The following is a 2,764-nucleotide window of genomic DNA, read 5'->3' as shown; positions in this document are numbered from 1 at the left end:
GCCCGCCGCCGCCAGGGAGGCGAACGCGACCGGCACCAGCAGGGTGTGCCGCCGGGCCGCGAGCAGCGCCAGCGCCGGGACCAGCAGCGCCCACCAGCCGGCGACGACCACGCCGACCAGGGTCAGCGCCACCGCGCCCAGCCACAGCCCGGGCTGCGGGGGCACGGGCTGCGGCGCGTCCGGGTTCTCCGCCCTGCGGCGCCACAGGACCAGCCCGATCAGCAGCACGATGCCCGCCCCGCTGCCGATCAGCGCGGCGTCGTAGGTGGTGGCCGGGCCGTAGGACAGCGTCACCGTGCCGCCCGCGCCCGCCGGGACCCGCCAGCCCTGCTGCCAGCCGTCCAGCCGCACCGGGGTGAGTTCCTCACCGTCGAGGGTGGCCGTCCAGCCCTTGTTGTAGTTCTCGTACGTCGTCAGGTACGAGGCCGCGCCCGAACCGACGGTCACGGTCCGCCGGTCGCCAAGCCAGTCCCGGATCTCCAGGTCCCGGCCGGACGTGGCGGCCTGCTCGGCCGTGCCCCGGGTGAGGGTGACGTCGGTCAGCACCAGCGGGCCGGCGTCCCCGCCCTCCAGCCGGTGCCTGCCGGCGGACAGCTCCAGTCCGGGGGCGGCCTCGCCGTCCTGGCAGAGCGTCACGTCGACCTGCCGCCGCTCGGTGAGGTCGCGCACGGTGCCCCGCACGGCCGTCTCGTACAGCCGGTCGTCCACGGCCACCACGGGGCCCTCGCCGCACTCCAGGGAGAACGCGCGGTTCCCGGAGGGCTGTTCGGTGCGGAACTCGTCGTCGAGGTCCGGGAGGTACGCCTCGGTCAGGCCGACCGGCAGCTGCAGGTCGTCGTCGACGACCGGGTTGTGCAGGGTCAGCGGGGCGGCCCGGGTGATGGTGATGTCCAGCCGGTCGGTGGTGATCGGCGGGAAGCGGACCATGCCGGTCTCGTCGACGGACGCGATCGCCGCGCCGTCCGGGGAGCTGATGTGCACCTCGGCGGCGCGCGCGGACAGGCCCCCGGCCGGCGGCAGCACCAGCTCGCGGATCTCCTGCCTGCCGGTCCAGCTCAGGTGGATGGTGGGCCGGTCGCCCGCGATCCACGCCGTGGTCAGGTCGCCGTCGGTGAGGTTGCGCGCCGACAGTCCGGCACCCAGGCGCGCGGTGGAGTCCGCGGTGGCCAGGACGCGCCGGCGCTGCTCCGGCGCCACCTCGTACAGCAGCCGGTCCAGTGCCTCGCCGGGTATCGCCACCGCCTTCGCGGACACCTCGTAGGTGCCCGCCGTGCCCGTGGTGAACGCCCGGTGCAGGCCGGACTCGCCGGCCGCGAGGGACATCCCGGTCGGGTCGGCGGCCCGGTGCAGCGACACCACCTGGACCGGGGAGGTGGACCGCTCCGCGTCCCGGGGCAGCCGCAGCATCCGGGTCACCTGCACGTCGGGCAGGTCGACCTCGGCGAAGCCCGCGCCGGTCAGGCCGGGACGTCCGGCGGTGGAGCCGACGATGGTGAGCTTCATCCACGACGTCCCGCCCTCGGGCGCCTTCACCCGCTGCTTCTCGCCGTTGGCCTTGAGGAAGGAGGTGGCCGACCCCTTCTCCGTCTCCACCCGCACCCGGGTCGGCGCCGCCCGCACACCGTCCTGCGGCAGCGGCAGCAGGCCGATGGAGTCCGGCATGGGGTAGCTGCCCTCGAAGCCGATCCGCAGCCACTGCCCCTCGGGCGACGCGACGGAGCCCTCCGCCCACGCGGTGTCCGGGTCGCCGTCGAAGGCGTGCACCGGGTCGTACTGCGGCAGGTGGAACAGCCAGTTGCCGTACGAGGACGCCGTCACCGAGCGGGCGCCGCGCAGTTCGGCCACCGTCTGGTGCTCCAGACCCTCGAACGGCAGGATCTGGCGCGGGCGTTCGCCCGGGTCCTGGTCGGCGTCGGGCGCGTTGCGCTCGTCGCGGGTGTACGTGTACGACGTGTTGGCGTTGAGCAGGCCGAACCGGGTGTCCGCGTACCGCATGCCGTCGCCGGTCACCTGCAGCGGCGCGGTGCCCAGGCCCGGGTGCCGGTCGCCGGTCAGCACGGCGGGCCGGCCGCGCAGCGCGCCCGCCACCGGCAGCAGCGCCTCCGGGCCGCCGGAGACCACGGCGGTGTCGGCGACGGGCGCGAGCCCCGCCTGACCCGGCCGCGGCACGTCCTCATCCGCCGGGCGGTAGATCTCCACCGCCCGGTGCCGCGGGTACAGGCCCTCGACGGCGAGCGGGGCGTCCTGCGGGATGACCCCGCCGGTCATCACCGGGCCGAGCCCCTTGACCCGCTCGTAACCGGACTGCTCCAGGGTGCGCTTGACGGTCGCGGTCGGCACCTGGCCGATCTGGTCGGGGTCGAGGTCGTTGCGGACCACCACGTAGAAGATGCCCGCCCGGCTCAGGTAGTCGGCCAGGCCCGGTACCTGCGAGCCGGTCAGCAGGGCCTGTTCGACGGCGTCCATGGCCCGCCGGTTGCCGGGCGTGCCGAACGGGACGTAGTCGCGCTGCGCCCAGCGGGACTTCGCGGTCACGTCCAGCGGCTGGTCGATGGTCGAGCCCCAGGTGTGGATGCCGTGGGCGGTCGCCGGGACGACCAGGGCGCGGGAGTCGGGGGAGTACTTCTTCAGCCAGTCGGCCGTCGCGTGCCAGTACGCGGGGATCTCCTGGAACGAACCGGGGTTCAGGATCGAGCCGTTGAGGTACGGGAACACCAGCCCGGGCAGCACCAGGACCGCGGCGGCCAGCGGCGCGAAGCGCCGG

The 2,764-nt window shown here is 74.9% G+C and carries 1 protein-coding gene; it reads right to left on the bottom strand.

Annotation, left to right across the window (positions count from 1 at the left end; translation table 11 throughout):
- Positions 1 to 2,764 (bottom strand): alpha-(1->3)-arabinofuranosyltransferase family protein (locus G3I53_RS10215; RefSeq protein WP_164438246.1); only part of this gene is annotated, 2,764 nt, incomplete at both ends.

Source organism: Streptomyces sp. SID14436 (assembly GCF_010548465.1).
GTDB lineage: Bacteria > Actinomycetota > Actinomycetes > Streptomycetales > Streptomycetaceae > Streptomyces.
The sequence above is the reverse complement of the archived record's forward strand: the minus strand, read 5'-3'. Positions and strand labels throughout refer to the sequence as shown.